Raw genomic sequence first — 2,818 nt, forward strand, 5'->3', positions numbered from 1 at the left:
CTCAGCCGCGGCCCCAGCTGGGGTCGAGCACCTGCGGGTCCACGCCCAGCGCCTCGGCGCAACGGCTCAGCGCCACCCCGTAGACGGCCCCCTCGAGGTCGGCCGGGTCGGCCGCGTCCCGCAGCGGCCGCTCGAACAGGGTGATCAGCACCCCGTCCCGGCCCTGCCGCTCGGCCCGCGCGAACAGCGCCTCCTCATCCCGTTCCCGGCCGGCGTGCAGCTCGCGCAGTCGCTCGTCGAGCCGGTCCGGGATGCGCTCCACCCGCGCGGTCACGTGGCGCAGCCCGGGCGCGTCCAGGGAGCCCAGCCGGTCCACCGCCTTCTCGACGGCGGTCAGCAGCGCCTCGCCCCGGCCCCGCTCCGAGCGTGCACCGAACGGGCGCGGATGCCGCAGCCCTCGGCCACGGCGGTCCCGGCCGCCGCGCCCCGTGGGGGAGGAGACGCCGGCCTCGGCCGGGCCGCCCTCGACGCCCGGCTCGGCCCCCGCGGCGTCGCCCGCCCGGAACGGCAGGGGGTCGAGGGGATCGGAGGAGGCGGGCGCGGTCATGCGCGCCATGGTAGGCCACCGCCCCGGGCCGTCCGCCGAGTAGGGTGGCGGGCGTGGGACCCATGCGACGCTGCAGCAAGACCGGATGCCAGAGCCCTGCCCTGGCCACGCTGACGTACAACTACGCGGACTCGCAGGTGGTCATCGGGCCCCTGTCGCGCCGGGCGGAGCCGCACACGTACGACCTCTGCGGCGAGCACGCTCGGCGCACCACGGCCCCGCGCGGCTGGGAGGTGCTGCGGCTGGAGCTGCCCGAGCACTACGAGGCCGTCGACGCGGACGGCGGCGTGCGCACGGTCCCCACCCGGCCCATGGCCGTCCCGCCGGCCCGTCCCGGGCTGCGCGTGGTGCGTGACGGGGACTGACGCGGCGCGTCTCGTGCCGTCCGGGGCCTCGCTAGGCTGGAGGGCATGACTGAGACCTCCGCAGAGTTCCGCACCCCCGACGTCGACCCGGCCTTCGCCAACCGCACCACCGTGCCCGGTGCCTCGTTCGACTTCACGGTCCGGGACCTGTCCCTGGCCGAGGCGGGCCGCCACCAGATCCGCCTGGCCGAGCACGAGATGCCGGGGCTGATGTCCCTGCGCGAGGAGTACGGGGAGGCCCAGCCGCTGAAGGGCGCCCGCATCGCCGGCTCCCTGCACATGACCGTGCAGACCGCCGTGCTCATCGAGACCCTCATCGCCCTCGGCGCCGAGGTCCGGTGGGCCTCCTGCAACATCTTCTCCACGCAGGACGAGGCCGCCGCCGCCGTCGTCGTGGGCTCGGGCACCCCCGAGGACCCGCAGGGCGTGCCGGTGTTCGCCTGGAAGAACGAGTCCCTCGAGGACTACTGGTGGACCGCCTCGCAGATCCTCACCTGGCCGGGCGCGGACGAGGATCCGGAGCGCGGCCCCAACATGATCCTGGACGACGGCGGCGACGCCACCCTGCTGGTGCACAAGGGTGTCGAGTTCGAGGCCGCGGGCGCCGTGCCCAGCGCCACCGAGGACGACCCCGAGGAGTACCGGATCATCCTCGAGACGCTGCGGCGCTCGCTGGCCCGCGACCCGCAGCACTGGACCCGCACCGCCGGCACCCTGCGCGGCGTCTCCGAGGAGACCACCACGGGCGTGCTGCGCCTCTACCAGCTGGCGCAGGAGGGCCGCCTGCTCTTCCCGGCGATCAACGTGAACGACGCCGTGACCAAGTCCAAGTTCGACAACAAGTACGGCATCCGCCACTCCCTGCCGGACGGCATCATGCGCGCCACGGACGTGCTGATCGGCGGCAAGGTCGCCGTGGTCTGCGGCTACGGCGACGTCGGCAAGGGCGCCGCCGAGGCCCTGCGCGGCCAGGGTGCCCGCGTGATCGTCACGGAGATCGACCCGATCTGCGCGCTGCAGGCCGCGATGGACGGCTACCAGGTGGCCCGCCTCGAGGACGTGGTGGGCGAGGGCGACATCTTCGTCACCACCACCGGCGGCAAGGACATCATCATGGCCGAGCACATGTCCGCCATGAAGGACAAGGCCATCGTGGGCAACGTCGGCCACTTCGACAACGAGATCGACATGGCCGGCCTGGCCCGCATCCCCGGCGTCGTGAAGACGGAGATCAAGCCGCAGGTCCACGAGTGGACCCTGGACGGCGGCACGGAGGCCGAGCGCAGCATCATCGTGCTCTCCGAGGGTCGCCTGCTGAACCTCGGCAACGCCACCGGCCACCCCTCGTTCGTGATGAGCGCGTCCTTCACCAACCAGGTGATGGCGCAGATCGAGCTCTTCGGCGGCTCCACGGGCACCGGCGCCCTGACCGGCGAGCACTACGAGAAGCGCGTCTACACGCTGCCCAAGGTGCTGGACGAGAAGGTCGCCCGCCTGCACCTGGACGCCCTCGGCGTCGGGCTGACCGAGCTGACCAAGGCCCAGGCCGAGTACCTCGGCGTGGACGTGGCCGGCCCCTACAAGGCCGACCACTACCGCTACTGATCCCCGGCGCCCGCGGGCGGACGGACCCACTCGAGAGAGGCACGAGCATGGCTTCCCATCAGGCCGGCCGCGGGCGCGACGAGCGCGCCGGGGCGGAGGACTTCGAATCCGGGCTGGACTACGGCGCGTTCGTCCAGGACGACGCCGCGGACGACCCGAACCGCACCCAGGCGCTGCCCGCCATGGACCGGGACGACGACGGCGGCGCCCAGCACACCTCGGCGCTCAGCCCCGAGGACCTCGCCGCGCTGCGCGGCGGGGACGCGGCGGCCGCGGACCGACGTGACGCCGACCGCCCGGC

Annotated in this window: 3 protein-coding genes and 1 pseudogene; 3 read left to right on the forward strand and 1 reads right to left on the reverse strand. The window is 73.8% G+C overall.

Annotated features, from left to right (window positions below):
- Position 1: 1 nt before the first annotated feature.
- Entirely contained in the window at positions 2-547 is a 546-nt protein-coding gene (locus HMPREF3105_RS10365; protein ID WP_246830375.1) for a hypothetical protein, read from the reverse strand.
- 62 nt (positions 548-609) lie between these two features.
- Between HMPREF3105_RS10365 and HMPREF3105_RS10370 the strand changes: the two genes are divergently transcribed.
- The 3 genes and pseudogenes from HMPREF3105_RS10370 to HMPREF3105_RS10380 all read left to right on the forward strand — a co-directional run.
- The gene (locus HMPREF3105_RS10370) at positions 610-912 is read left to right on the forward strand and encodes a DUF3499 family protein (RefSeq protein WP_020628239.1); all 303 of its coding nucleotides are present in this window, start codon (positions 610-612) and stop codon (positions 910-912) included.
- Between the two features lie 45 nt (positions 913-957).
- Positions 958-2,517, forward strand: a complete 1,560-nt coding sequence (ahcY, locus tag HMPREF3105_RS10375; RefSeq protein ID WP_246830376.1) for an adenosylhomocysteinase — start codon at positions 958-960, stop codon at positions 2,515-2,517.
- 47 nt (positions 2,518-2,564) lie between these two features.
- A pseudogene (locus HMPREF3105_RS10380) lies at positions 2,565-2,818 on the forward strand (TIGR01906 family membrane protein); the annotation flags it as partial.

This window comes from Micrococcus sp. HMSC31B01, from assembly GCF_001816085.1.
In the GTDB taxonomy this organism is placed as follows: Bacteria; Actinomycetota; Actinomycetes; order Actinomycetales; family Micrococcaceae; genus Micrococcus; species Micrococcus luteus.

Excerpts from the sequence above, each read along its gene's own strand:
- HMPREF3105_RS10365 (WP_246830375.1), bottom strand. The coding sequence starts at position 547 with ATGACCGCGCCCGCCTCCTCCGATCCCCTCGACCCCCTGCCGTTCCGG.
- HMPREF3105_RS10370 (WP_020628239.1), top strand. The coding sequence starts at position 610 with ATGCGACGCTGCAGCAAGACCGGATGCCAGAGCCCTGCCCTGGCCACG.
- ahcY (WP_246830376.1), top strand. The coding sequence starts at position 958 with ATGACTGAGACCTCCGCAGAGTTCCGCACCCCCGACGTCGACCCGGCC.